Genomic DNA, 26,160 nt, shown 5'->3' on the forward strand with positions numbered 1-26,160 from the left:
AGGCTTTATTATGATGCATATAATATTTTAAAAGTAGAATTATGAAGCTATGGAGTGATTATGATGCCCTATCCCAAAGGCCATAAAATAAAAGTACGGAATACGATTGTTGAAAGTGCTGCCCAGGCTTTTCGCACCCATGGCATTCATGATGTAAGTGTTCCATTCATTATGAAGGGAGCCGGATTGACTCACGGCGGGTTTTATTCACATTTTGACAACAAAGAACAACTCGTCGCCGAAGCCTGCCGGTATGCCATCAGCGATACCATCGCACTTTTGCAGAAGGTCGCGGACCAGGAAGAGCAGAACCCAAAAATCAATGCGGTCATTGACTATTATTTAAGTCCGTATCACCGCGACAAAACGGAGATGGGCTGTATTATCCCTGCCCTTTCTGCCGAGATATCTCATTCTTCCGAAGAAGTTCGGCAAGTATTCACCCAGGAACTGGAGCGGATGACTGCTTTTATCTCCGATCTGGCGGGAATTGAACCCTCCAAAGGTAGCGCACTGTTCAGCACCATGGTTGGCTCTCTAGTTCTTGCAAGGACTGTAAATGACCCTGAACTGAGCGACAGCCTTCTTTCGTCAGGCAAACGGTATGCTAAAGAGCTGGTTACGATCTAAAAACAATAAACACCCCAAACAAATGAATCCAACTCAGAAAATTTTCGTAATATTATGAATTATAGATAACTGAGGGGTGTATCCAATGAACGAGCAGTATGCTGCAAGGGTTGAATTGTTCGCAGAGAACGCGCAGAGGATCAAAAAGGCTTTTCCTTGGCATAATGCAATGGTTAGCCGTTTGGCGGGGTTACTGTACACAGCAGAGAATAAAAGTGCAGATGAGGATGCGATTCGTGCGAGCCACGAGCTTATTAAAGAAAATACCGGAATGTTTTCTTCGTTTAGGGGGAATTCGGCAATCAGTATTGCTACTATGCTCTCTCTTTCTGCTGACAAGGAACAACAGCTTGCTAACACGCTGACCGTGTATGACTTATTGAAGGATGTCAAATTTAGAGCCTCTGATTATCTCGTCGTTGCCGCTTATCAAATCGCCGCTAATACGACAACAGATCAGTATCAGCGTACGGTAGAACGCGCAAAGATGTTTTACGATAGCATGAAAGCGAAGCACCGTTTCCTTACCGGACATGATGATTATATCTTCTCTGCCATGCTCGGCCTTTCCGATATCGACGTGGACAGCGGCATCGACCGGATGGAGCAGCTTTACACTACACTAAAGCCTGAATTTATGTCGGGGAACAGTGTGCAAGCTCTGACACAGGTACTGGTTCTTGGAAAAGAAGCTTCAGAAGCAGCGGATCGTGTACTGGCATTACGAGATGCGTTCCGTGCACATGGCATCCGGTTAGATAAGGAATATACCCTTTCTTCGCTGGGCGTGCTAACTTTGCTCTCCTCCAACAATAAGGACATGGTTACGGAAGTCTCAGAGACCTTCGAATTACTGCGTACCAAAAAAGGCTTTGGCAGCTGGTCCATTGTAAAGCAGGAATTGCTACTGCTGTCAGCTGCGCTGGTAGCCTTCAAATATGTAGAGGATGTGCAAAGCGGCATTGTAACCTCGATGCTTTCCACCAGCATCACTAATATTGTGATCGCACAGCAGGCTGCTCTTGCTGGGGCTGCGGCTGCGTCGGCTGCGGCTGCAGCTTCATCTTCTTCGAATTAAGTGGAAATGTGAGGGAAGACATGGACTCGATACAACCAATCACCGCTAGAAATGAAGAATGTTTATACCGTCTACTGAATATTTGGGAGTTATCTGTGCGGCATACACATCTATTCCTGTCTGAACAGGACATTGATGCGTTGCGGCCACTGGTTATACAAGGGATGGAGCATATAAGTCATCTGCTTGCTTTTATAGATGACCATGACCAATCGCTTGGATTCATAGGGATTCAGGATAACAAGATTGAAATGCTATTCGTAGAACCTGCTGCAATGGGAAAAGGAATTGGTAAATCGCTCGTTGCTTATGCTATTCAGACACTGAACGTACGTTACGTTGATGTAAATGAACAAAATCCGCAGGCCTTAGGTTTCTATGAGCATATGGGTTTTCAAGTTTTTGAGCGTTCTGCACTGGATGAACAGGGGAATCCTTTTCCTATCCTGCATATGAAGTTATCGATCGGCTCACGTTAAAAGATTCCATCTCCTCTCAAAGCAAAAGAGACCGCTTCGAGTAGCCATAACAATGGCTGTTCGAAGCGGTCCTTTGTGTTTAAGTAGGATCAACTTTTGTTTTTGGTGTGGAAGCTCCGCTTATTCTACCGACTTCAACGCCTCAATCATATGAATCCGTTTGAGCTTAATATGCATGAAAGCCATGACTATGCCTGAGAACAGCAGTGTTAATAGCGCGGCATACACATAGCTTGGCCACTTAATAATCGGCGCGAACATCGTCGCATCCAGCTCAGCTGTATTCAAGACGAAGCTGTGCAATATAATGCCAAGACCCGATCCGGCTACAATGCCAAGTAGGCTTAGCAGCATATTCTCGCGGTAAATATACAACGTTACTTCCTTATCATAAAATCCCAATACCTTGATGGTTGATAGTTCCCTGATCCGCTCAGAGACATTAATATTGGTCAAATTGTAGAGGACGACAAAAGCTAAAGCAGCAGCCGATACAATGAGTACCAAGGTTACAACATCCATACTCTTCATGGTGTCATCAAAGGCAGTACCTACGTTGCTGGAAAAGCTGACCGCGGCCACTCCCTCATTATCCGTTAGCTTCTCGCCGAACTTGTCCTCCCATGCTTTATCGTGCGTGGTATACTTCAGCAGCTCTGTGTTGAACACCGGTTCTTGTCCAAATACGGAAGAATAATACGCAGGTGTCATATAAACATAGTGCATTACATAGTTCTCTGTAATCCCTATGACCTTAATCTTGAATGTCTCGTTATCCTTGTCCACCACATTCAACTGGTCGCCGGGTTCAAGCCCGTATAATTTAGCCAGCTTCTCCGAGATTATAGCGCCCTCGTCCGAAAGCGTGCGTTTTTCTCCACTCACTCGATCCCGCAGCTCCACATAATCGGATATCGCATCAACAGATGCAGGGATGAACATATGCACATCCTGATCATTTACACCACTGCCATGCGCTTTCATCGTTTCCTGTGCCACACTTAGTGATCCAGTTATAGTGGACTCGCCAGTGATCAATTGCTCGTAGGCATCCCGCACATCAGCAGACGCATCTTCATGCAGCGCTACAAGTGCATCATATTTCATAATCGTGCCGAACTGCTGAGGGGCAATGCTGCCGATCGAGTCTTTAAGACCAAACCCGGTCAGAATTAGCGCCGTACAGCCGGCCACGCCGAACACAGTCATGAACATCCGCTGCTTGTAGCGGAATAAATTCCGTGCGGTAACTTTCTGAACAAAGCTCAGCCGTTTCCATACAAACGTAACTCTCTCCAGTAGAATCCGCTGCCCGCTCTTTGGCGCCTTCGGACGCATTAACACAGAAGCATTGCTACGCAGCTCTACACGTGCGGCAATCCAAGCCGTCAATGTAGTGCAGATAAGCGCCACTATAATGGAAATGATGGAATACGACGGATAGAAGCTTTTGATAAGATCCGGCAGATTATAAAGCGAACTGTACGCATTATAGATAATGGTTGGAAACATGGTAAAACCGAGCGCAAGTCCCGCAACCGAAGCCGTCAAGCTGGCGAGTGTACCATAAACCAAGAATTTGGCCATAATGTCACGGTTGCCATACCCAAGCGCTTTAAGTGTCCCGATCTGCAAACGATGCTCCTCGACCATTCGAGTCATAGTCGTCAAGCTGACCAGCGCAGCAATCAGGAAAAAGAATACCGGGAAAGCACTTGCTATTGCCGACAATCGATCAGCGTTGTCTTTATATTCGGCATATCCTGGATTGGCACTTCGGTCTGTGACATAGACCTTCGGGAGCCCTAGTTCTGCAAGCTTTTGCTCCCCTGCAGCCAGTTCCGCCTTGGCAGAGACCAGTCCATCAGCAATGGCTTTCATGTTTGCAGCTTGTCCCTGCTGCACCACTTCTGACTGGCGCTTTAAATCGGCGAGCTGCTTCTCGGCGGCGGCCACCTTGCCCCGTCCACTGGACAGCTCTTTCTCACCTTCCGCGCGCATCTCCGCAAGCCGAGCTTCCGGCACACTGGACATCACCTGCTCTACTGACTTGGTATGCTGCTCGATCAATCCCTCATACTCTGGTGAATAAGCCTTCACTCCGGTTGTATCCTTGAAGGATAGATAGGCTTCCGTATAGACCGGGAGCTTAAAATCTGACTCTGGGATCGCTGCGAATGCATCCGCCGTCCCTTTACCAATTCCGCTGGTGCCCCGGGTACTCTTCTCTATAAATTGAGGACTTCGCACAAAGCCCACAACAGTATAATTCAAAGTTTCAAAGTTGTTCGACAACTCCGCATCCGTTCCAGCTCCGCTGAACGTTATTTTGTCGCCCAGCGCATACTTTCCAGCCAGCTTGTCATCCAATACGATTTCTCCGGAATCCTCTGGAAGACGTCCTTCAATCATACTGTACTGGTTAAGAGGTTTATCTGAATCGTAAGAATGGACTTTGAGTATCAAAGCATTATCGCCGCTAAACACATCTGCGCTGTAACCTGGCTGAACTTCATCGATCCCCGGTACATCGCTCAGCAGTTCGATATTATCTTTGGTCAAACCATAGTTGGTCTGCACCTTCAGATCCATCAGCCTCGTCTCTTTGTAAAAGGTTCCGGCTGTATCCAGCATATCTGGACCGGCTGACTTGATGCCAGAAAAGAAACTAACGCCCAGCATGATAATTGCAAAAATCGAAATAAATCGGGCCTTAGTGTGCCTAATTTCACGAAAAATATCTTTCCATAACGCACGCTTTTTCATAGATGCCTTCTCCTTACCATTCGATATCTTCAACGGATACTGGCGAAGGATTGGTTACCATCTTCCGTACCTTAGCATTATTAATCTCAATAACCCGGTCTGCCATTGGCGCAATCGCCAAATTATGCGTGATTACGATGACCGTAGTGCCTGTGTTACGGCAGGTATCCTGAAGCAGCTTAAGCACTTGCTTACCAGTATTGTAATCTAGCGCACCTGTTGGCTCATCGCAAAGGAGCAGCTTCGGCTGTTTAGCTAGCGCTCTGGCGATAGCGACACGTTGCTGCTCACCACCAGACAGCTGAGCCGGAAAATTATCCAGCCGTGCACCTAATCCCACATCCTCCAACACCTTACGCGCATCTAGTGCACGCGGGGAAATCTGAGAAGCAAGCTCAACATTCTCCAGTGTGGTAAGATTCGGCACTAAGTTATAGAACTGGAACACAAAACCCACGTCATTGCGGCGGTAGCCCGTCAACTCCTTGGCACTGAACTTGGCTATGTCCGTACCGTCCACAATGACCTGGCCTTCGTCAGCAGAATCCATCCCGCCAAGAATATTAAGCACCGTCGATTTGCCCGCACCGCTGGGGCCGACAATCACTGCAAACTCACCTTTATTTATCTCAAAATCAATTCCGTCGTTGGCAACGATCACACTTTCACCCATTTTGTAACGCTTGTACTCATTTTTGACAGCAACAAAGCTCATTCTCCATCCTCCTGTCTCTATCCAAACCAAGCCTAATCACTTTACATTGTTTCAGTTTATCATAATTAGAACGCCCAAGTCCGAATGGCAAACCCTCATTACTCAAGGATAAATTCACATCATTAATAAGTTCATTTTTTTGTAACAATAATGTAACAAGGAAATTTTACCGTAAACGATACTTAGTCAATTGATAATGTTATAATCACTTTGTTTTATTCACTCTTTTCAGGCAAGAGTGAAAGAACAAGAACAATCAGAAACAGGTGATCAGATGTTCGAACTGAAATGGCTATGGCAGAACTTAGAGGGCAACCGGACACGATACATTCTAGCGCTCTGCCTCTCAGTAGTGGGTTCAAGTCTTACGATTGTAAACCCTTACATCAGTCAGCGCATTGTCGATACGTTTATAGCAGGTGACAATGCGCTGCAGAATCTTACACAAGAACGGCAATTATTGATTATGCTCTGTCTGGGCATGATTGGATTTTCTCTACTGCGCACAGGACTTGCTTATATTACAACTATGCAGTACGAAAGATCCTCGCAAAACATGATGTACAATATCCGTATTTTTTTGTACAACAAGATTCAAGGACAGGACAGAGAATATTACGACCGTAACCGTACCGGTGATCTCATGACCAAGATGACCGGGGATCTGGACATGGTTCGGCACTCGATGGCATGGATTTTCAAAACGATCATTGAATCGCTAACGATCTTCATTGCTGCTGTTATCTATTTTTTCACTATAGATGCTCAGCTAACGCTGTGGATGCTAATCCTGTCACCGCCCATTTTTATCGTGGCTTACATATTCGCTAAACGCGTCCGTCCTATGTATATTGACCTGCGTGAGCGGCTGTCCCAGCTTAACACGACTACTCAGGAGAATATTTCAGGCAACCGTGTGGTTAAGGCTTTTGCCCGCGAAGAGTTCGAAGTTCAAAAATTTACGGAGAAGAATGTCAACTACTCTACAGCGAACAAAAAGGCCGCCCTTGTATGGCTTGATTACTTTCCTTTTCTGGAATCCTTCGCTCAGGGCTTCAACGTCATTCTAATGCTGGCTGGTGGTTTGTTCCTGATGAACGGCCGGATCACCTTCGGTGAATTTACAGCTTTCTCTTCACTGATCTGGGCTATATCCAACCCTATGCGCAACATTGGTATTATTATCAACGACATTCAGCGCTTTTTTGCGAGCTTGTCCAAAATCATTGATATCTATTACGCAAAGCCTAATATCGTAAACGAGCATACGTCTACTGACAAACGCCGTTACGAAGGCCGTATTGAGTTCGATCATGTCCGCTTCAAATATGACAGCGCTATCGTACTTGACGATGTTAGCTTTACCGTAGAACCTGGTGAAACCATAGCAATCATGGGCTCGACCGGATCAGGCAAAACAACAATCATCAACCTGATTCCTCGCTTCTATGACGTAGCCGAAGGACGTGTACTCGTCGACGGCGTTGATGTCCGAAAGCTGGAGCTCGATGAGCTGCGTGATAATATCGGCATGGCGACCCAAGATGTGCTCTTGTTCTCTGATACTATCGATGGAAACATCGCCTATGGTGATCCTGATCTTCCGGAAGAAGATGCGATAAGCTTTGCCGAGCTCGCAGCCGCACACGACTTCATTACCAAAATGCCTGAAGGTTATGATACCGTTGTCGGAGAACGAGGAGTCGGCTTATCTGGAGGTCAAAAACAGCGTATCGCTTTAGCACGTGCTTTGGCAGTTCGCCGTCCGATCCTCATTCTGGATGATACGACCTCTGCTGTCGATCTTGAGACGGAGGAGCATATTCAGAAAAGTCTACGCGAGCTGGATTATCCTTGCACGAAGATTATTATCGCGCAGCGTGTATCTACGACCGCGCAGGCTGACCGTATTCTCATTCTGGATAACGGGAAGCTGGTTGAGGAAGGCACCCACGCCGAACTGCTAGCGAAACGAGGCTACTACTATGATGTGTTTAAACTGCAGAACGAGGGTATTGGAAGGCAGGTGACCGCAAGTGGCAAGGAATAAATTCGACGTCGATGAGAATCTGGAATCGCCGTTTAATATAAAACACTTCCGGCGTGCGATGGTATACATCAAACGAAAGAAAACGCCAATGATTGTTGCATTTATCCTCAGTGCACTTTCAGCGGCCATTTCACTATCAGCTCCACTGATCATGCAGCATGTGATCGACGTGACCATTCCGGCAAAAGCGAAGCTTGCGCTACTGGGCTGGGCTGGACTGATGCTTCTGACCATTGTGGTCAGCGTTTATCTGGCTACTATTCGTTCACGTATCATGACGAGTGTTGGGCAGGATATTATTTTTGACATCCGTACAGATTTGTTTAAGCATCTGCAAGAGTTGCCCTTTAAGTATTATGACGACCGTCCGCAAGGCAAGATTCTCATCCGGGTCGTAAACTACGTTAACGCCGTTTCAGATGTGTTATCCAACGGTATTATCAACTTTATTCTAGAAATCGTGAATTTGCTCTTTATCGCAGCCTTCATGTTCGCTGTTGACGTACGTCTATCATTTGTCATCCTTGCAGGGCTGCCAGTATTCTTTGTCATCATGATGCTGATCAAAACTCGGCAACGCCGGGCTTGGCAAGCAGTATCCAATAAAAGCTCCAACCTAAACGCCTATTTGCAAGAAAGTATCAGCGGTATTGGTGTGACGCAAATGTTCTCCCGGGAACAACGCAACGAAGGAATCTTCACACGTCTCGCGGGTAATTTCCGTACAGAATGGATGAAGGCTCAACGTTACAACTTACTTATTCCGTTCTCCGTAGACAACTTGTCTACGATCGTTACATCATTGATTTTCCTTGTAGGCCTACTAACACTGAGTCCACAAGATATGACCCTCGGCGTCATTCTGGCGATGAGCAGCTACGCTGCCCGCTTCTGGCAGCCTATTCTGAATCTTTCGAACCTGTACAATAACTTCATCAACGCCGTTGCCTATCTCGAGCGTATCTTCGAGACGCTGGATGAGCCCGTTACCGTCAGTGATATTCCGGATGCGAAGACACTGCGGCCTGTAGAGGGCCATGTCACTTTCGACGATGTGACCTTTGCCTATGACCCAGGACTCAATATTCTGGAGAATATCTCCTTTAAGATCAAAGCGGGAGAAAGCATCGCTCTAGTGGGACCAACAGGTGCAGGCAAAACTACGGTCGTCAATCTGATCTCGCGCTTCTATAATATTTCAAGCGGTAAGATTCTTATCGACGATCAGGATATCTCGCAGGTTACGCTGAAGTCCCTGCGCAGCCAGATGGGGATTATGCTACAGGACAGCTTCATCTTCTCCGGTACGATCTTGGACAATATTCGTTACGGTAAACTCGATGCCACCGAGGAAGAAGTGATTGCTGCGGCGAAAGCCGTGTGCGCCGACGAATTCATCCGTGAATTCGATCAAGGCTACATGACGGAGGTCAACGAGCGTGGCTCCAAGCTGTCTCAAGGACAGCGGCAGCTCATCTCGTTCGCAAGAACGCTTTTGGCTGATCCGAGAATTCTCATATTAGATGAAGCCACTTCATCGATCGATGCGAAGACTGAGCGTTTGCTGCAAAAAGGTCTGAATGAGCTCCTTAAAGGACGTACCTCATTCATTATCGCGCACCGCCTGTCCACCGTAAAAAACTGCGACCGCATTATGTATGTGTCTAACAAAGGTATCGCAGAAAGCGGCTCACATGATGAGCTTATCGCACAAAAGGGGCTTTACCACCGCCTTTATACGGCGCAGAAGATGGAAGCTTAATTGAATAAACACCAAAAAAGCTCAGGCCGAATTGTAGCCTGAGCTTTTTTGGTGTTTATATTTTATTAAAAATATGAAAACTAATCTATCACCGTCCAAATATTTAGCGCAAGTGAGCGAACCGCAATATTCGTGTGATTTCTGTACACCCTCAAACGCTCTGCAGGCTCTGGACTCCAGAGTAGAGCACTTCCAGCAACCTCAAGCAACGAAAGTCCAATATACTGAGATTCGTAACTCCCCTCAGACCCTAGCACATCTACAATTTCCAATAAGGTCTCCGGACTCCAGTAGCCTGTGCTGTCTTTTAAATTATAAGCAACCTGCTTGTAGGCGTCGCTCAACAGCTGCGGCTGATTTGAAATACAGTTAACCATCTGATTCAGATAAGCGGCGGATTCCTGCACATTATTCCAGTCTATTACTGCTATATACAGCTTCATCACAACTTGCTGTAAAGTCTCATCCGATGCTAGACACTCAATCAATCCCGTATACAAAGGTTTAAGGTGCACCCGGGTGATTGTTGGCAAAGCGTTTAGCTGGTTGATAAGTTTCAGGAGACGTTGCCGATGAGGCAAATCTCTACTGGTAGTTGCATTCCATTCATCCCTTATCGCCGCACTAGCTAATTTCTGACAAACGCCGATTACAACCTCATTGATCTTACCATCGCGGCAGGTTTGTATTAGCGTGTTCATGGCAAATTCCCATCTGGTGCTGTCTTCCAAATCCATAATAGCTTGAGCGGTGGCAGCTGCAACAATGCCTTCATTTCCATTGGTCCACCACATCATAGAACTGAAAGCATACTTGCCAACAAACCCATCCGGATGATTTCCAATTTCAATGATTAATTTTAAATAGCGAAGTCTATAGTCTAGCGGAAGATCATTAGGCTGTTGGGATAACAAGCTTCTTGCGATATCACTTTCTGATGAAGCAGCCATTGCACTTAAAATCTCCCAAGCGCGCTCATCATCTAAAAGCTGTTTTGCAGCATGCCCTATGGCAATGATTACATCCTTGTGTGCATTTGGTTTCTCGAACTCGTTTATCAATAGCGGAATGCTGTCATCGCTTCTATAAGCACCCAGTAAGCGGATGGCCTCTTTTCTGACAGTGATCTTCAGCTTATCCCGATTCAGAAGCCCTTTCAGCATGGTAACCAGTAACACCGGATTCACCCTGCGGATGCATCTGGGTATCGAGTACATGGCTACACGTGCCCGGTCCCCATCCAGATTCTCCAGCAGAATGGGAAGTGCCTTCTCCGGTTCTTCCATAAGTGAAAAGGCATGAAGTGCAGCTTCTACTACAGTTACTTCCTTATCCTGCATAAGCCCAAGTAACCTATCCGAACCGAGATCAGGCATGCTTGCCATGATCTTAATAACTCTTGCACGCTCCCAAAGATTACGTTTGGCATCGTATGCAATTTTTTCTAATAAGGCACTTAATGCTTGTTGCTGACGTGGCAGCCATCTGTGGAATCCATCCGCGGCCGGCACAAGATAGATAGTTTTGCCTGATAGGAACTTGCCCTTAATGACAGCCCCTGAAATAAAAGGATCGAGCCATTCTTGACGCTTCAGATGCAGATGCTGGAATACTTCATGGATCGTAATATACGATTTATCTAAAGCTAATAATTCCTTAACTCTGGCATCACGTGTTGTACGAGGCGCAAGCCAGTATCTGGCCGCTTGTATGGCTGTAGAATCTGCCTTTGCCCTCGTTGCTTCCTTTAACAGATTCTGAAGTTTTATGATGCCGTAACCTCTTTTACCAAATGAGCTAGCCAGGCTAAGCACCAGATTGTAGTCTTCTCTTTTGTTGCCCTGTACAGCTAATGTATAGATTTCATCAAAGATGACCTCTTCTACTCCCTGTGGTAAATTCTTCTCCAACGATGGAAGTGAAAGCTGTCCGTTCTGCTGGGCCAGTTTCCGGATCGTATTTAAAGAGAACTTGAACAACTCACTGTGAGGATTTAGTGCGTTATGCCGGAGAATAGCAAATGCCAGTTGTTGAACGGAAAACTTCGTACCATATGAAGTATCTCTGGCATCTATAACACTATCAACAAGCATAGTAAGTTCTTGTACATGGGCATCGGTGAACACAGATGCAGGACTTTCTGAAAGCTCCTTAAACACAAAACCTCGAACAGGATCTTGCTCATTTCTAATCCGGCCCAAAAATACCAAAGTCTCATGCATACCCTGTCTCGACAGAACCGTACTTCTGATCAGTTGCATAAGCGCCGTGGAACGTTCTTCTGAACTGGATACCTTTGTTGCCTGTTCAAGCCCCGCTCTTGAATGAAGAATCGAACGGCAAGCGGTGAGTCTGATTGTTCTCTCCCGGTCATCATTGATTTCACGAAGGCCAAGCATCCGGGTGGCTTCCTTGTCACGCAAGGCATGCGGTAATACATAAAGTAATCTTTCCGGAAAAACACGTTCTTGGCGTTTATCTTCTTCATACACGGCATCAAAAATCACTTGGCGGTTGGAAGGTGCACTATTATGCAGCAACTTCGCTAAATGCATCGGGTGATCTGCGAGTAATTTCGCTATCTCAATCCATTGCTCCATGGATAAATATTTTTTTCTTTTTAGAACCCCTTCAGGCACACCATAAGAAATCAGATTGCTCCGCGACTCCGTTCGAGTCAGCAGCTGATACACCATATTCGGATTTTGGCGTACTAGCGTGCCAAGTTGTTCCTTTAACGCAGGATGTATGACACCCTCGGGTCCATGATTCATCGCACACGCAAGTAGCAGATCCGCCTTCAGATTGCATAGGATCTCCATAGCTGATGAGAACCTCCACCAGACATATCCTTTTTCCCTGATTGGTGTGCTTTCTAGCGTTGTTTCAAAGTATTCCGCTACTACGTCAAGATGCCTGCTGGCTAGTTTCTTCCAGTCTTTTATGGCATATCCGATATCAGCAAGCCACTTACTAACTGTTTCCGAATAACAGGCCTGCAATATAATCGCGGCTTCCTCCGCTCCCCACCGGGCGTACACCATAGGCAATAAACGTTCCGCCAATTCCTGACGGTTAATCTGTGAAATACTGTGCAACAGCTTACGGCGGCAATCATATGATAAATGGGGGAGCTCACGTTCAATATCAGCATCTGAAGCCACCTTTGCCAAAAGACCCGCAGCCGTATTTCTGATACTTGCCATGGGATGCCGCAGGGCTGACAGAATAATAGGGGCATCATGTGTTGCAATGGCACCGATTAAGGCAAGACGTGCTTCATAAACGCCATCCTCCAGCAAGGAGGCTAGTAATTGGGAGTACTGGACAGATCCAAGATGATCACGGCCTAATATCGCTACTTTTTTGACTCTGTCGGAATAGCCTAGTGAATCCAATTCTTTAAGTAAGCTCTGTTTGTCCAATGGATCTCTTTTAAAAATCATAAGCCCTCCTCTTTCACCTGTTCTTATTCCATCCGAACTTTATTCTCTATACTGCAATCTATCCCCTTTAAAAAACTAGAATTTCCCATCTGTTTTCGTTGACCAAAAATAAAGGTAACCCTGAAGCTGGTTGTTCAACCACCTCCAAGATTACCCATAGTACTACTTACTCTATTCATTCTTTTTTTGTATAAACACATACGTACTCTCATCCGACAGCTCATCAGCAAAGCTGAAATCAAACCCGTCGAAGCCTTTGATATCCTCCACACAGGTGATTTGCCGCTCAGCCATGAAACGCACCATTTCACCTCTGGCCATCTTAACCAAAGTCGCTCTCTCAACGATCTTACCGCCGATTTCCTGCCCGAATACACAGCTAATCATTCGAACGTTTCCGCCAACATACGGGGAGATGCACTTGCTGTATTCCTTGGAGGCCAGATTCAGAATGATATCACTCTCCGAAAATAGCTGATCTGCCAGTTTCCTGTTCCAGAACTCATAGATAGACTTGAAACCTGGTCCGCTAAGCTTAGCCTGCATCTCCAGCCTGTAAGGAACAACGCCGTCAAACGGCCGGACGATTCCATAGAATCCGGACAATATCCGTAAATGCTGCTGAAGATATTCCAGCTCCTCCATTTGAAGTACCCCAGGTGCCATGTACTGGTACTGGATACCCTCATAAGAAAAGATAGCCGGTGTAAGATTCCGAGTTACATCCATATCCCGAATCCGTTCCACATTCAGCGTGGCGATGGCATCATTGCATTTCCATAGCGATTTGGCTTCTTCATAATTCAACTTTTGTAATAAGGCCAGAAGAGTCTGCGACTCGCTTATGAATTGCGGCATCTGGCGGCAATCCATAAAATCCGTATCCATCTTCATCTTCTTGGCAGGCGATATAATGATTCTCATGTTGCTCCCTTTTCTCTTTTCTTACCCCCGCGGGGAATTTAAATGTAATCTTATCCTATCACACTTAATCTTCGTAGGCTTGGGGCAAGTTCATGAAATTTGTTCACTGTCGCCCACTTTGCCCGCTAACTCCTCCATCTGTACCTTGGCTGCCGTTTCTTCTTGTCCCGCCATTCATGGCGGGAGAGCTACCTCCATCTTTACCCCGGCCACCGTTAAAGCTCTGTCCCCCGTTCGCCCTTGAACCAGAATCTGTACTTGATATCTTCTGAGCGGTGATGGCGTCACAGGAGATGAGCACCATGGAACAACTAAGCACTGCTATGAGCAAAGCGAGATATCGCTTGATCCGCATCTTTGAACCCCCTCTTTCCGAGCAAACATGGTCAACGTGGAAAATATCTTTTTAACAAATAATCATATACATCTTTAAAACCCATGTAGGATAACACGATCAGCAGCGGATATACCGGGTATATATATCGAGACTTAATCTCCCATAGTAGATAGAATCCGATAAAGCCCAGCACCACAAGAATCAAAGAGGTCTCTTCAAATCTTTTGGCTCTTATTCCACCGATTAAGCGAACGAGTATACAAACATACATCAGAAAATTTAGGACATACAGCAACCACAGCAGCCCGTTGCGGTAGCTCGAATCCCCCTTAAATAGATCCGTAGCAGCATTAGTGTAGCTATAACGGTCCATGACAAAGCCTATTCTTCCACCGTTACTGGATGATCCATCATTCCCAAGTCCATATCGTTCCACCTGGTATGTTCCTTCTGTCCAGGTCCAAACGATTTTTTTATAATACATCTTCACTACGTCGCTTAGGCTCGCCTCGGAGAGTTTATGGCTGATTTCCTCTTTAAATAGCTGCGTACTTTCTGTCTTATTATAATTGGCATCCTGCTGATAGATAGCGTAGCTCTCCCAGTTGTCCCAGAACCCAAACGTGTCCAGATTGATCCCCATATTCAGCCACATATAGACTGGTGCGGAATTTTCGTTAATCGTTTCATCGACGACATTCGTCGCCTGCAGCACAGCATTTTGCGTCCAGCCTGGAACATTAAATAATAAAGCTGTGATAAACAAAGCGCTTAGAGACTTTTTCACCCCGATTGCACGCATGTTGAACAATAGACTGACTACCACAGCTATCAGAAAAATAACACCAATACTTCGGAAATAGTTGCCGACTGCCAGGAAAATGGCTGCGAACACAATATCCTTTAAGGACTTTCTTTTGATAAATTTCACGGCAAAATATAAAGCACTTGTCAAAAAGGCAGTCGCGATCACATCGTTATAAATTAAATTACTCATAAACAAAGAAGGGATATAGGTAGCGGCAAACACGAGAATGCCATAATCATGATTCTTAGACTTACCCTTGAGCTCTTTATACAGCAGGTAAATCATTAACGAGGTTAACAGTGTAAAAAGAATATTGAATACTTTGATCACCAAGTAATTATCCGGAAATAACTGTAGCAACGTCTTTAAGTACACAACAATCGAGAAGTTAAACGGGAACATATGCAGATAACCTGTCGTGTCAAAAGATGAATAATCATTTCTGTACAGCATATCGAGTGCCAGTGAAAGCACCGTCTGCGAATCATCCGTCGGCAAGCGAGGAAACAGAAAAATGATCACGAGCTGAATGGCAAAAGAACATAGCAATATGGCTGGAATGACGATTTTCCAACAGTACTGATTAAGCTTCAGGCATATTTTATACAAAATAACGCTTAACGCCAGCACCACCACAATCCCTAGAATAAAAAGGCCGAGCTGTTGTTTCTCCAAAACTGGCGTGTCCCCATATACGAAATAATTATATTTCACCCGGATAAAAAAGGAGGAAGCGATAAACAGTCCTATGAAGCATGCCAGTATGAGATACAATGTTTTTTGAATTGCCCTTACCATGGAAAACCTCCTTTTCACAGTCGAAGTCTATACAAGCACATCCCCCGATTCATAAAAAGCATTATAAACACCCAAACTGAATATTGAATGAAAGCAGCGAACAAACGTAAATAGACCGCCTCCCTCGCAAAGGGTTGCGGTCTGTATTGTAATTCTTTTTAAGATGAAGTTCATTTAAACCCTTGGAAATCCAAATCTTTCAGGAAGCGATTACTTCCCAGTATGCTCTTTACCCTCTTCGATACATTAGGTCCTTTAGGTGTACTGCCTCGTCTATTCAGTAAGATCCATCTTAGACAAGCCCATGCTTCGAACACCTCAAGCTCTTCCTGCTCCATAAAATTGTCCAATAGATAAGCAGAACGGAACATATCAGCGTAACGCTCAGAGATGTGGATTTTCAGCAGAATAAATGACCATGCAAAATCATATCTAGGATCTCCCAACTGGCCGTTCGTCCAATCGATGACGGTAAATCGCTGTTGTTCCTCTACTATATTTCCTAAATGAAAATCTCCATGAATGATACGATCTTGTCTCATAGGCGTTTGCTCCACTAGAGAAATCACAGCTTGATTAAGGTCTGTATGCTCTCTCACTTCAGGAAAAAAGTAGTCGATGAAATCGTACTTAGGTAGTTGTATATGTTCCAGCTCAGCGATATCTATTTGATGAATTCTGGCTAAAATGCTCGCGAGCTCCTTCATTGTCTTATTATTCACTTTATGAATTGGCGTTCCGTCAAAGCTTGTTAACAACACCTTATTCCCGTCCGGATTGATTCCCCCAACCCACTGGTTTAGAGACGGCTACCCCTTGTTCAGACAGGACCTCCAATAAACGGTATTGAAACTGAACATCTGGTTTGGAGCTCTTACTCCATGTTTTCAAGACATAGCTTTCCCGATCTAGATTGATCTTTAGAACCTCAGCTTCAAAGCCATCATCCATCGGATGCGTGGTTAAGCTCGCTTCATGATAGAGTAGCTCATCCATGATTTCATGGTGTTCAAGCCAGTTTACATTAGTTATAGGGGTTCTCAAGAGCAATTCTTCCTTTCGGGTGATTGTATATATCCAATTATTCTTGTGAAATGCCAGCTACGATCTCAAGCAAATTGCCTTCTGGGTCAGCCACAACAGCTTCACGCAACCCATAGGGCTGTGAAATAGGTTCTTTTATAGGAGTTGCACCTGCCTTCACCAGACGCTCAAATTCCTTGTCGACCTCTTCAGGTGAGAGAACGCCAAATGAGACTTCCATTGTCCCATTCAACCCATTGGGATAACCTAGTCCTGAAATACTCAGCGCATCCCGCTGACACAAATTAAAAAATACACCACTCTTTAGCTGGACCCCGGTAAATACGCCACCATCCCATTCTATAGCCATGTTCATGACGTCCCGATAGAATGTGGCCATCTTTTCCATGTCTTTTACAATCAAAGTTACAGCACCGATTTCCATGAAATCCACCCAATCTTCTAAATTATTCCTTTTATGATCGTAGATATAGTAGCATAGGCGGTAAAATATTGAAATGAATTATAACAATAATAAAAAGCTCTGTAGAAACTCTACAGAGCTTAGTAGCAAGCAATCGCTGTTCAACTAGTAACTTACTTAATCGATTTCATAGCCAACGGTAAATCTTGAACTGAACAATTCATAACCGATCTGAGTATATAGCCTAATAGCTTTCCTATTATCTCCATGCGTGCCCAAAGTAGCGATTGTTTTGCCCTGCTGCTTTAGATAATTCAGTGCGGTGCAGATGATGTTACGGGCGACACCTTTTTTCTGCCATTCAGGAATGACGAATACATTCTCCGTTGCACTTCTCTCGTCGGTGATTCTCCAGGTTGAGGTGTTGCCGATCAATTGATCGCCATGAAACGCGCAGAAATTAACGATTTCGGGAGATCCCTGCATCCACCCCAAATGGTTCAGACTCCACGCCACACCGTCAAAGGCTGCGAGTTCAGCATGACGATATTGTTCCTGAGCTTCACTATTGTTCAGTGCAGTTGGCTTCACCAGAACACCTTCTGGTAAAGGATACTCAGGAATCTCTCTACTCAGGTCAAATTTAAACACGACAATCGTATCGCAAATCGTAAATCCGCGTGCTAGACAGAAGCTCAGCTCTTCGAGATTATCTGTGTCGAGATATTGAGCCATGATAATGCGCTTCTCTTGATACCCAGCTTTAATTTCTCTGACCCGTCCGATTAATGCTTCAATCAGTGCAGCTTTGATACCTTCATCCTCTGCGTTCTCTGCAAATATAATTTCGTAATTAACATATCGTTTGAAGTTTTGGTTTTCATCATGTCCAACCGCATGAAAAGTATCATGCTCCATCAGATGAGCAACGGCCAGAACCTGTCCGTCGCCACTCACTGCACAGAACATATTTCGCTTATCCAGATCTCCATGGTACAGATATAGCATTTTTAGAACAAAGTCCATGCTTTCAATTTGCTCCGCGTCTTCATCCTTTGGATTTCGGATTACAAAGTCCCTCATGAATACACATCGTCTCCAATCTTTTATAGCGCTGCAATGATTCATTAGTTAAATAATGGATGATACAGACCACGCTCAGCAAGGGAGAGTTTAGTTATATTCATTGTTACGGGGATGCTGGATTCCCATAAGTGTCCCGCTCCAAGCGCCAGTGGCTACACTTATGTTCTCTTGGGACAGTGCATTTAAAGCAAATGTATCAGCATATAGTCCGTTCGTTTAAAAGTATAATCACACAAATTCAGGAAATGGTAATACCCATTTTTTTATTCATTAATTTAATATTAACCCCCTCACCTTAACATCTTCAGGCTTTTCTCTTTAAGCTTAGAAAGCTAAAGAAGACGCTATACACGCTCAGGAAGATTCATGGACGCAATATCTATTATTGTGATAATATGTATGGGAATTCACATTATTTCTCTTAGAGGTACTTAATTATGATAATAATGCACAATTTGTCTGCTCTAAATGCAAATAACTTGTTACGGAAAAATGCTAAAGCTGGTTCTAGTAGTATGGAAAATCTATCATCAGGCTTACGCATCAATAAAGCTTCTGATGATGCTGCAGGATTGTCAATATCTGAAAAAATGAGGGGACAAATTAGAGGACTGGATCAGGCATCCAGAAATATACAGGACGGCGCTTCACTCCTTCAAACAGCAGAGGGCGGCCTACAAGAGATAAATGATATATTACAAAGACAAAGGGAATTGATTATTCAGGGTCTAAATGATACGAATACGGATAACGACAGGCAACAGATTGAGGCTGAAATACAACAACTTACCCAAGAAATAGACAGCCTTTCAAGGAGAACAGAATTTAATTCAATTAACTTGTTGGCTAGAGATGATTATACGATACTTGCTGATCGATCGAGCAGTAATACAGCCTATACTATCAGTGACCCGCCACCAACTACTAGAGTAACTAACAGTATAGTCTACAAACCTCAAGGAACATCAGCAGAAACAAGACATGTAATTAGTAGTTCAGATACATCAGTAACGACCAATACATATTCAAATACCAATACATATTCAAATACCAATAATATTTCTCCAATCGCCTCTCCAGATGGAAGAGCAGGCTATAATGAATATAATATTGATATTCAAACAACAACTAAGACGGACACAAATAATACTGTTTATGAAACGTTAACAGCATCAAACGATCCACAATATGCTACACCTGCCTACTGGTTCTCTGTTGGAATGAATAAAACCAGTTTTGGACCCAAAGATCTTGGCGATGTATACGGTTCAATGCTCGAAAATATTGAAGTTAATGGAAGTTCAAGACCCATCGAGTATACATCTCGCAGTGGTTCAGGATCAGATCCTGCCTGGGATCATATGTGGTTCCCCGGCACAAACCTATCAATTATGAGACATAGGACTGTACTGGCTGATAACTCCATGGAAATCAAATATGTAATTAATAATATGGATCCAACCGATGCCAATATCAAACTAGATAATATAATCGCCCCTCCAATAAATTCAGTTATCACTGATGCAGGAGGAAATCCGTTAGCTACCGGAAATACCATAATAAATCCACCTTCAGGAAGTTCATTTAACCTAACGGGATCAGATGCCAACGCTGGCTTAAAATTTGATGATTTGCTTGGATTTCTGACACCTTCAGAGCTTACGATTAATAATCCGGCAGCAGGTCAACCACAAATAAATTTTGATTGGCAACTCACTATCCCCTCTGGTACGAGTGTAACATTGGGCTTCAATTATGGTCCGTTTTCATTAAATCTTGATGTATTTGAACTAACACATGAACTAGTAGAAACTAAGCATATTGAAACAACAGTGAAAACGGATATAAAGGATATTGACTATGTTCCACCAAGTCTCGATATTCAAGCAGGGGCTAACCATAATCAAACAATCATCATCCCCCTGTTCAATGTAACCTCTCAAGGATTGGGCATTGCAAATATGGGAATATTGCCGCCCGGTATACCTGATAAGACATTAGCTCAAATAGATAAAGCCATAGGAAAAGTAATAAACTATAGAGGGATGTATGGTGCATTACAAAACCGTATGGAGCACACATTGAACAATGTGAAAAACTCTGCAGAGAACTTAGCTTCGGCAGAATCACGTATCCGTGATGCGGACATAGCTAAAGAAATGATGAATTTCACAAAAACCAACATATTAACTCAAGCTGCCCAAGCAATGCTGGCACAAGCAAATCAGAATCCTCAAGCTGTATTGCAACTCCTAAATTAGTATTAAAATAGACTACAAACTCAACGTATAGCATATTCGCTTTACAACAAAAAGCTCAAGCATCGGCAGGTTAGCCGCAGCTTGAGCTTTTAAATGTTATAACCATGGATGGTTTTTCCGTTCCTATGCCGATATTATTAGTCCCCAATAGTTCTAATAATCGTGTCATACGGATCTAATTCCAGGGTGTGTTGTCCATATTCCGTATGAATCGTAGTGCTTTGAAGCTGATCGCTATTGTTAATGACCACGAGTATTTTGCTTTCCGGATAATAAGCACACTCTGTATATAAGTTGTCCGTAATGTACTTGGTCTCCGTGAACTCATTACCCGCAAAACGAATCAAATTCAGCAGCAATCTTGTATTCTCAAAGCTGAAGGTGAAAGAAGGCAGGTAGATCCCCTTTCCTTTACCGAAAGCATGGGTGGACAGTGTTATTAGACCATCCGTTTCATTCACAACCGCTGCTGCTCCATCGGTAAGATAAATGTTATTCTTGGGTGTTATGCTAGCCCCAATAGGTACTACACCAAGCTCATCCTTCACTTCATATGTCCATTTTCCATGGGCTACTCTGGAGCCTGTATCCTCATCTACACCGAGAACATGTGCCATTCTGAAAAAGCTGTCATACCCTTCAAGCGCTGAAGGTTGATTCACGCCTATAAAAGTACCACCTTCATACACCCACTTTGTCAGTAAGTCCACACACTTGTTGTCCCTCCAGCGTTCTCCACCACTCCATGCTGAGCCAGCAGATCCGGCATTGATCACTACATCACAATCTTTTAATATTCCCTGACGGATATCCTCAAAATCAATGAACTGTAATTCAATCGGCAATCCGGATAAAGCCTCGTTGATATGAATCAAATCATGCATATACGTTTCGTGGAAATGCCCAGACAAGGTCCACGATCTCAATTTGCCCCAAGCGTGCAGAATGGCTACCTTCGTCTTAATATGATACGGTTTGCCTTTATGATGCAGCTCTTTAATTTCTCTGAATTCACCCGCAATCTTTTCGATATAATCACAAAAATCCGGATAAGGCTCTACAAGATGCAAATATCCACCCAATCCAATTCGATCTATAGGCTCTCTGAGCAGAGCACGCCGAATATTGATCCAATATTTTTTGGCATCTAGTGTAGGGTTCCCTCCCTCCATAAAGGTAGGCAGACCACCTAAACCAACCGGAAACAAGTAGGGATGCAGCCTAATCTCATGGGTATCTACTTTTACACCTGAACACATTCTTGCCTCGAACCCTGAGAACACACATTTAATCATCCCGTCAAAACCAAACTCCTCGAAACGATCATTGTAAGGCTCCATGCCAACCCAACTATCATCATAGAAGACATATGCCAGCTTGTCGTACCCATGCACAATATCAATTAATTTCTTACTAAATTCGATGACAAAATCATTGATAAATGCCATCCAGTCCAGCTTGCGCTGCTGCGCCGGGATATGACTCACACGATATTTTCCACCATTCACAAAATCCTCGGCCGTGAGCGAATACCCATATTTTTGAGCAAACAGATCAAGCGCTCTTGAGCTTACCGTAAAATCATATGAACCCCAGTCCGAGAACAAATGGCGATTGCGCTCATTGCTGCCCCAGATCCAGGCGAAATTATAAAATAGGGACGTAAACCGAACCACCGTTGTTTCCTTATGCTTACGGCACCAATCTTCAAGGAAGTGGAGCAAATACTTTTGCGTTTCAACATAGATGGGATCAATCTGCATTAAATGTTCTTTTTCCCAGTGATTCGTGGTGTGATTGTACATGGAGATCTCTTCCCAAATCCGGTAGACCATGAAGCTGACCGTATATTTGTGCCAAGGCGCAATTCCAGTAATGACTACATTTCCTGATTCCCGTTCATAATTCCACTGTTCTTTTGGAACCTCTTCACCAGTAGTTCGGTCAAAAACCTGCCAGTACTTAAACGCCTCTTTGGAATCATTTACTCGGAATTGCTCAGCGAAAAAGTCCTCCATCAAATAGATGGATAAATAATCTTCGACCGCTACCTTCGGATTAGTAATTAAAAAGCTTTGCTGTAGCTTATCAGGGTTTTGAGATGCCCATTCATTATGATCTCTGATGATACAGATTGTAGAATAAATGCCGTATCCTGCGTTGATAATCTCATCGGACAACTGTGTACCGTCACTGTCACGGATGACATCGGCACCCCACCGTTCAGCTAACTCTAAGGTCAGTGCCTCATAACCGGATTCGCCCGGTAGTGTAAAGGCCCCCGTTGTTTGCTTGGACAACTTGGATCCCTCCTATTTGAGCATATCGGACAGAAACGAGAGTGCTAAGCCTTGGCCCCAGCCTTGAATCCAGTCTTTTGGAATATTGCGATAGCCTTCCCGGTCTTTCATAACCGCTGTTCCACCCGATACACCCAGTACTCGTCCATCCTCGCTGATATTGCTTAGAACACCCTTCAGGGCCTTTTGCACATACTTGGTATGCAGCGGATTGCCGTTATTGATCATTGCAGCCGCTATCCCGCAAGAGGCAGATACTTCTTCATAAGATTCTTCGTCATCAAGCACTGTCCGCCACAGGCCGTTCTCCGTTTGCAAAAGCTTGAGTGCCGCCAATTGATCGCGCAGCGAACACTCCACGTCCATACACGCCGGATACAAATACCATTCTTTCAAAAGCTTTTTGACTTGCGACATGGTATATGCGCCCCAAGCATTTGCTCTGCCCCAATATAGTCCGGACATATGATCCTGCTTCACATTATTGTAGCCATGGTACCAGAGGCCGCTGCTAGGGTCTTGCAGGTATTTGATATGCCAGTAATATTGATTCAGGGCATCCTGGATCATTTCCTGATCGTTTAATTTACTTCCTACGCGTAGCAGAAAAAACGCCGCCATAAACAATGTATCTGCCCATGCCTGCTCTGGAAAATCATTAGAGACGGATACGGTATGCTGCAGCACATGATCTCCGAATCTAAGCGCATGGTTCTGCAGATAATCCACCTTGCTCATTACAATATCCCAATATTTCTGATTGCCTGTTTCTTCATACAAGGTGATCAGCATATGCCCCATGGCACAGGTGTTTACCGTCCAGTCCGGCAGGCCCAGCTCAATATATTCATCCGCCCACTGGACAAGCATATCCAAATACTCTTTATTTCCTGTTGTTTTATAGGCTCTGGATACCCCATAATAAGCCACACCACAAGGCCAGTCCCATGTTAAATCCATCGTCATTGTTTTTATAACGACTTTGTCGATGACGCTTAGAATCTCTTCTCTGTCATAAGTTAATTGAAGCATCTTGATTCTCCTCTCTTTCGCACACACCCCCATTGGCGCTGAGAGCTGTCCGTCCTATGTAAACGCTTTACTAACTCTATTGTAAGGAGTAAAATGGTCTGATTCTAAGCATATTCATAACTAAATTGTGCAATTTCAACCATTAACTAGTGGTTCTTATATTTCGGGATTGGCCGTGACTACAGAGAATGTTTGGACTTCCGGCCGCTGTTGTCTGCAGATTTCTTGATTTTATACCGCTCTTCGCGGTGGAAATCTGCAGACAAAGGCGGACGCTAACGCTCCTACAGTTCCAAACTTCTCCTCCGCCACTTTTTTCCTAAATTGTATAATATCAAGTTCTCTTTATATAGTTGAATTTGATATAACGTTAACCTATAATCTACTCAACCTACGTAATAAGAATGGGAGTATTGAGAATATGCCCAGAAAAAAGAAACCCGTCATCGAATACCGCCACTACAGCTTGCCGATAAACTTCCCTATTTTACTGCTAAGCGGTGAACGTTGGAAGATTTCCGATATCAAAAGTGAACATCTCCATTTTCATAACCATTTAGAGATTGGCATTTGTCATTCGGATAGCGGCATCATGGAGATCAAAGGTGAATCCGTACCCTTTAAAGCCGGAGATGTGACCTTCATCCCTAGGTATCTTCCTCATACCACTTATAGTTCGCCAAATGAGGCCAGTCTTTGGTCTTATATCTTTTTCTCACCGGAGGAGCTCTTTCAACATTCATTCAAAAGCGCTTATAGTGACTTCGAGCCAAATTTGTGGGCGATCAAGGGAAAGAATTGTATTTTGAACAAGGAGGAACATCCCAAGGTTTATACCCTTGCGACATCGGTCGTAGAGGAATTGAAGCACAAAAATCCTTACTATCAGGAAAGCGCCTACGGCTTATTATTATCCCTTTATATAGAACTGCTTAGAATTCATTCCCGGAATAAACCCTTAGTAGAGCAAGAAACAGACCATAACCTGAAAGGTGATTTTGTCATCTCTCCGGTTCTGGAGTACATCACCAAAAACTATATGACACCTATCACCATTGATGATCTGGCTGATCTGTGCCATCTAAGCACCACTCATTTTCGCAGAAAATTCCATGAGATCATGGGGACCGCACCTCTAGATTTCCTAAACAGCACCCGTATTGAAGAGGCCTGCAAGCAGTTGAAAAGCACGGATGCTTCCATCCTCTCCATCTCTGAACGAGTCGGTTTTCAGTCCATTTCCAGCTTCAACCGATGCTTCTCTAAGCTTATGGGCGAATCTCCCAAACAATGGCGTAAAGCCGCACATTCCGAAGCCCAATCTGCAAAAGCATCTATATTGGAGTTTACGGGGTGGGTATAGGGAAAGGAGTCCCTGTTTACTTCACTTCACAAAATCTACTTAACACATGAATGATTTGCTCCTTGCTCATAGGGGCGTCGTGCCCTGGAATATACGTAGTGAATGAAAGTTTTTTTAAAAACTCAACATATTCCTTCATTTTTATGGGATCAATTTTACCTTCTCCATGATAATAATCTCCACTATGTGCATCACCTGCAAATAAAACCTCCGCTTCTTTAACATATACAACACAAGAGTCTGCTTCATGCGGCCCTCCTACCTTGAGGATTTGGCAAGTGATGCCCCCTAAATCCAATGTTAAAGAATCCTCGAAAATAATCGATCCTGTGCTGACCGAAATCTTATCGAACGTATCATATTCTTTGTTCATACAGTTATAGGCGAATTCTATTTCTTCTTTTGTCCCTAGACGTTTTATAACGGACTCTTCATCCCATTTCCACGCTTTCAATCGCTTTAGTACCTCATTCGTTGCTGAAGATACTATGGTTTCCCCCTCAAAAGCATGCATACCAAAGGTATGATCCCAATGCCAGTGCGTAATCAAAGCATATTTGGGACGAGATAGATTGTGATCATCCAAACCCGTTATAAAGGCATCAAAATGCGATTTTGAATTGCCACAATCAATCATAATTGAAAAGTTCTCACCTACAACATATCCCAAAACAGGTCTGTCTGTTTCTCTAACATTTTCTAAATAATAAATCGATTCATTTATTTTTTTTAGTTCCATAAGATTGTTTTCTCTCCTTTAGATCAACGGGTCATTTTGTAATTTAATAATGAATCCGGATAGCTCGTTGAGCAAGGGAGAGTTTAATTTTAGGCGTTCTCACCAAGAGCACAAGTCAATCCAACTCCAAAAAAAAGAG

General features: G+C 44.1%; 20 protein-coding genes. 7 read left to right on the forward strand and 13 right to left on the reverse strand.

What is annotated here, in order from left to right:
- The first annotated feature begins 63 nt into the window (after positions 1–63).
- From ACQKMP_RS27145 to ACQKMP_RS27155, 3 genes are all read left to right on the forward strand, one after another.
- A complete protein-coding gene (locus ACQKMP_RS27145) occupies positions 64–630 on the forward strand; it encodes a TetR/AcrR family transcriptional regulator (RefSeq protein ID WP_076286126.1) in 567 nt (188 codons plus the stop codon).
- Between the two features lie 85 nt (positions 631–715).
- Entirely contained in the window at positions 716–1,708 is a 993-nt protein-coding gene (locus tag ACQKMP_RS27150; protein WP_076300281.1) for a DUF4003 family protein, read from the forward strand.
- A 20-nt stretch (positions 1,709–1,728) separates the two neighbouring features.
- Entirely contained in the window at positions 1,729–2,187 is a 459-nt protein-coding gene (locus tag ACQKMP_RS27155; RefSeq protein ID WP_341127179.1) for a GNAT family N-acetyltransferase, read from the forward strand.
- A 120-nt stretch (positions 2,188–2,307) separates the two neighbouring features.
- Here ACQKMP_RS27155 and ACQKMP_RS27160 read toward each other — a convergent pair whose 3' ends face one another.
- Together ACQKMP_RS27160 and ACQKMP_RS27165 are read right to left on the reverse strand one after the other, a co-directional pair.
- On the reverse strand, positions 2,308–4,953 hold the full coding sequence (locus ACQKMP_RS27160; RefSeq protein ID WP_427472014.1) for an FtsX-like permease family protein: 2,646 nt from the start codon (positions 4,951–4,953) through the stop codon (positions 2,308–2,310).
- Positions 4,954–4,966: 13 nt separating this feature from the next.
- Positions 4,967–5,668, reverse strand: coding sequence for an ABC transporter ATP-binding protein (locus ACQKMP_RS27165; protein WP_042184895.1), 702 nt, complete (start codon positions 5,666–5,668; stop codon positions 4,967–4,969).
- 274 nt (positions 5,669–5,942) lie between these two features.
- On the opposite strand from ACQKMP_RS27165, the gene ACQKMP_RS27170 reads away from it, so the two are divergent.
- Positions 5,943–7,718 carry an ABC transporter ATP-binding protein gene (locus tag ACQKMP_RS27170; protein WP_341050305.1) on the forward strand — a complete coding sequence of 592 codons (1,776 nt, stop codon included), beginning with the start codon at positions 5,943–5,945 and terminating at the stop codon, positions 7,716–7,718.
- Positions 7,705–9,480, forward strand: coding sequence for an ABC transporter ATP-binding protein (locus ACQKMP_RS27175; protein ID WP_042184891.1), 1,776 nt, complete (start codon positions 7,705–7,707; stop codon positions 9,478–9,480). The genes ACQKMP_RS27170 and ACQKMP_RS27175 overlap by 14 nt, the downstream gene beginning before the upstream one ends.
- A gap of 80 nt (positions 9,481–9,560) precedes the next feature.
- Here the strand turns inward: ACQKMP_RS27175 and ACQKMP_RS27180 are convergent, their stop codons facing one another.
- The 8 genes from ACQKMP_RS27180 to ACQKMP_RS27215 form a co-directional block, all read right to left on the reverse strand.
- The gene (locus ACQKMP_RS27180) at positions 9,561–12,926 is read right to left on the reverse strand and encodes a HEAT repeat domain-containing protein (protein WP_427472017.1); all 3,366 of its coding nucleotides are present in this window, start codon (positions 12,924–12,926) and stop codon (positions 9,561–9,563) included.
- Positions 12,927–13,097: 171 nt separating this feature from the next.
- Positions 13,098–13,850 (reverse strand): peroxide stress protein YaaA, encoded by a 753-nt coding sequence (gene yaaA / locus ACQKMP_RS27185; RefSeq protein ID WP_341147066.1) that lies wholly within the window; start codon positions 13,848–13,850, stop codon positions 13,098–13,100.
- Positions 13,851–13,953: 103 nt separating this feature from the next.
- Complete coding sequence (locus tag ACQKMP_RS27190) at positions 13,954–14,205, reverse strand: hypothetical protein (RefSeq protein ID WP_427472020.1); 252 nt, start codon at positions 14,203–14,205, stop codon at positions 13,954–13,956.
- 31 nt (positions 14,206–14,236) lie between these two features.
- Positions 14,237–15,793 (reverse strand): glycosyltransferase family 39 protein, encoded by a 1,557-nt coding sequence (locus ACQKMP_RS27195; protein WP_427472022.1) that lies wholly within the window; start codon positions 15,791–15,793, stop codon positions 14,237–14,239.
- Between the two features lie 170 nt (positions 15,794–15,963).
- Positions 15,964–16,554: a phosphotransferase family protein gene (locus tag ACQKMP_RS27200; protein ID WP_427472024.1), complete on the reverse strand. Its 591-nt coding sequence runs from the start codon at positions 16,552–16,554 to the stop codon at positions 15,964–15,966.
- A 1-nt stretch (position 16,555) separates the two neighbouring features.
- Complete coding sequence (locus tag ACQKMP_RS27205) at positions 16,556–16,837, reverse strand: phosphotransferase (RefSeq protein WP_427472026.1); 282 nt, start codon at positions 16,835–16,837, stop codon at positions 16,556–16,558.
- 37 nt (positions 16,838–16,874) lie between these two features.
- Positions 16,875–17,261: a VOC family protein gene (locus tag ACQKMP_RS27210; protein ID WP_427472028.1), complete on the reverse strand. Its 387-nt coding sequence runs from the start codon at positions 17,259–17,261 to the stop codon at positions 16,875–16,877.
- 156 nt (positions 17,262–17,417) lie between these two features.
- A complete protein-coding gene (locus tag ACQKMP_RS27215; protein WP_427472030.1) occupies positions 17,418–18,323 on the reverse strand; it encodes a GNAT family N-acetyltransferase in 906 nt (301 codons plus the stop codon).
- Positions 18,324–18,763: 440 nt separating this feature from the next.
- On the opposite strand from ACQKMP_RS27215, the gene ACQKMP_RS27220 reads away from it, so the two are divergent.
- Complete coding sequence (locus ACQKMP_RS27220; RefSeq protein ID WP_427472032.1) at positions 18,764–20,587, forward strand: flagellin; 1,824 nt, start codon at positions 18,764–18,766, stop codon at positions 20,585–20,587.
- A gap of 137 nt (positions 20,588–20,724) precedes the next feature.
- Here the strand turns inward: ACQKMP_RS27220 and gnpA are convergent, their stop codons facing one another.
- On the reverse strand, positions 20,725–22,887 hold the full coding sequence (gene gnpA / locus ACQKMP_RS27225) for a 1,3-beta-galactosyl-N-acetylhexosamine phosphorylase (protein ID WP_427472034.1): 2,163 nt from the start codon (positions 22,885–22,887) through the stop codon (positions 20,725–20,727).
- 12 nt (positions 22,888–22,899) lie between these two features.
- On the reverse strand, positions 22,900–23,919 hold the full coding sequence (locus ACQKMP_RS27230) for a glycoside hydrolase family 88/105 protein (RefSeq protein WP_427472036.1): 1,020 nt from the start codon (positions 23,917–23,919) through the stop codon (positions 22,900–22,902).
- 421 nt (positions 23,920–24,340) lie between these two features.
- Between ACQKMP_RS27230 and ACQKMP_RS27235 the strand changes: the two genes are divergently transcribed.
- Positions 24,341–25,282 carry an AraC family transcriptional regulator gene (locus ACQKMP_RS27235; protein ID WP_427472038.1) on the forward strand — a complete coding sequence of 314 codons (942 nt, stop codon included), beginning with the start codon at positions 24,341–24,343 and terminating at the stop codon, positions 25,280–25,282.
- 16 nt (positions 25,283–25,298) lie between these two features.
- On the opposite strand, the gene ACQKMP_RS27240 is transcribed toward ACQKMP_RS27235, so the two are convergent.
- The gene (locus ACQKMP_RS27240; protein WP_427472040.1) at positions 25,299–26,021 is read right to left on the reverse strand and encodes an MBL fold metallo-hydrolase; all 723 of its coding nucleotides are present in this window, start codon (positions 26,019–26,021) and stop codon (positions 25,299–25,301) included.
- Positions 26,022–26,160 lie beyond the last annotated feature (139 nt).

It is taken from the genome of Paenibacillus sp. NPDC101420, assembly GCF_050277435.1.
Taxonomy (GTDB): Bacteria; Bacillota; Bacilli; order Paenibacillales; family Paenibacillaceae; genus Paenibacillus_AQ.

Excerpts from the sequence above, each read along its gene's own strand:
- ACQKMP_RS27145 (WP_076286126.1), top strand. The coding sequence starts at position 64 with ATGCCCTATCCCAAAGGCCATAAAATAAAAGTACGGAATACGATTGTT.
- ACQKMP_RS27150 (WP_076300281.1), top strand. The coding sequence starts at position 716 with ATGAACGAGCAGTATGCTGCAAGGGTTGAATTGTTCGCAGAGAACGCG.
- ACQKMP_RS27155 (WP_341127179.1), top strand. The coding sequence starts at position 1,729 with ATGGACTCGATACAACCAATCACCGCTAGAAATGAAGAATGTTTATAC.
- ACQKMP_RS27160 (WP_427472014.1), bottom strand. The coding sequence starts at position 4,953 with ATGAAAAAGCGTGCGTTATGGAAAGATATTTTTCGTGAAATTAGGCAC.
- ACQKMP_RS27165 (WP_042184895.1), bottom strand. The coding sequence starts at position 5,668 with ATGAGCTTTGTTGCTGTCAAAAATGAGTACAAGCGTTACAAAATGGGT.
- ACQKMP_RS27170 (WP_341050305.1), top strand. The coding sequence starts at position 5,943 with ATGTTCGAACTGAAATGGCTATGGCAGAACTTAGAGGGCAACCGGACA.
- ACQKMP_RS27180 (WP_427472017.1), bottom strand. The coding sequence starts at position 12,926 with ATGATTTTTAAAAGAGATCCATTGGACAAACAGAGCTTACTTAAAGAA.
- yaaA (WP_341147066.1), bottom strand. The coding sequence starts at position 13,850 with ATGAGAATCATTATATCGCCTGCCAAGAAGATGAAGATGGATACGGAT.
- ACQKMP_RS27190 (WP_427472020.1), bottom strand. The coding sequence starts at position 14,205 with ATGCGGATCAAGCGATATCTCGCTTTGCTCATAGCAGTGCTTAGTTGT.
- ACQKMP_RS27195 (WP_427472022.1), bottom strand. The coding sequence starts at position 15,793 with ATGGTAAGGGCAATTCAAAAAACATTGTATCTCATACTGGCATGCTTC.
- ACQKMP_RS27210 (WP_427472028.1), bottom strand. The coding sequence starts at position 17,261 with ATGGAAATCGGTGCTGTAACTTTGATTGTAAAAGACATGGAAAAGATG.
- ACQKMP_RS27215 (WP_427472030.1), bottom strand. The coding sequence starts at position 18,323 with ATGAGGGACTTTGTAATCCGAAATCCAAAGGATGAAGACGCGGAGCAA.
- ACQKMP_RS27220 (WP_427472032.1), top strand. The coding sequence starts at position 18,764 with ATGATAATAATGCACAATTTGTCTGCTCTAAATGCAAATAACTTGTTA.
- ACQKMP_RS27230 (WP_427472036.1), bottom strand. The coding sequence starts at position 23,919 with ATGCTTCAATTAACTTATGACAGAGAAGAGATTCTAAGCGTCATCGAC.
- ACQKMP_RS27235 (WP_427472038.1), top strand. The coding sequence starts at position 24,341 with ATGCCCAGAAAAAAGAAACCCGTCATCGAATACCGCCACTACAGCTTG.
- ACQKMP_RS27240 (WP_427472040.1), bottom strand. The coding sequence starts at position 26,021 with ATGGAACTAAAAAAAATAAATGAATCGATTTATTATTTAGAAAATGTT.